Source organism: Oleiphilus sp. HI0132 (assembly GCF_001635845.1).
Map to the genome: position 1 here is coordinate 1 of NZ_LWGJ01000325.1, position 1273 is coordinate 1273.

General features: G+C 47.5%; 1 pseudogene. It reads left to right on the plus strand.

Annotated elements, in window-relative coordinates:
* Nucleotides 1-1273 (plus strand): annotated as a pseudogene (locus A3766_RS30320) (flagellin); the annotation flags it as partial.

Sequence of the window (1273 nt, forward strand, 5' to 3'; positions counted from 1 at the left end):
AAGCTGAAATAGAACGCGTGTCTCTGCAAACAAACTTTAATGGCACCAACTTGCTCGATGGGTCTTTCTCCGGTGTCACATTCCAAATCGGCTCAAATGAAGGTGAATCTGTTACCGTGAGCATTGAGGGCGCTACAGTTGACAAGCTTGGCGCAGCACAAACTGACGGCGTCAGCTCAGACCAACAAGGTGGCACAACACAAGCAATTGCAGCATTGGCCGCAGGTGACTTAGTTATTAATGGTATTGCAGTTGGTGCTTCTAGCGGTGTAGACGATGCCTTCTCTAGCTCAGACCGAGACAAGAGCGCAATCGCCAAAGCAGCCGCAATCAATAAGGTAGCGGATATTACAGGCATTGAGGCAAAAGTTGGCAGCACTCGCGTAAGCGGTGGTGAAGGAACGTTCGACAACACTGCATCATCTGGGCAAGTTGCCATTAATGGTGTCGACATTGATGTTGCTGCCAGCGACTTACTCAGCGACGAAGCAAACCTTCAAAACATCGCAAACGCAATTAACGAAAAATCCGGGCAAACAGGTGTAGTTGCTGCCTTTAATGGTCGCGCAGACACTGGTATATCGTTATCAGCAGAAGATGGCAGGAACATCGAATTAGCTATAGGAACAACAGCCGGAACCATCACAGATTTAAATGATGTTGGCCTAGCTGGTGCGGCAACTTACTCTGGCTCATTTTCCTTAGTATCTTCCGATGGAGGTCCAATTGAAATCGACACAACAACTGGTGATATTGAAAATGCTGGCTTAGCTGTTGGCAAATTCAGCGGCACTAACAGTGGCGCCATTGGTCAAGCCGTTACAAACACCACATTTGTTACTGGAGATCTTGTTATAAATAGCGTCCCTGTAGGACCAACACTAGCCGCTTTTGACACAGCATCACCTTCTTCTACGAACCCAGAAACCAGCGCCATCGCAAAAGCGCATGCGATCAACCTAGTATCTGATCAGTCAGGTGTTACTGCAACCGTAAACTCTACGTTGGTTAATTCCACAGCAATCGCAGCTCCTGGTGTCGGTATTGGCGAGTCTGGAAGCTTCCTGTTAAACGGTGTTACCATTGAGATCTCGACAAGTGATACAAATACCGTTGCAGACAAACAAAACACCATTATTTCAGCCATAAACAACAAGGCCGGCCAAACAGGTATTCGAGCGGAAGCTTTAGGTTCAGAGTTCCGCTTGATTGCCGATGATGGAAGAAACATTGACGTTGGAGCTTTCACAGGTATCACTCCTGCCAACATCGG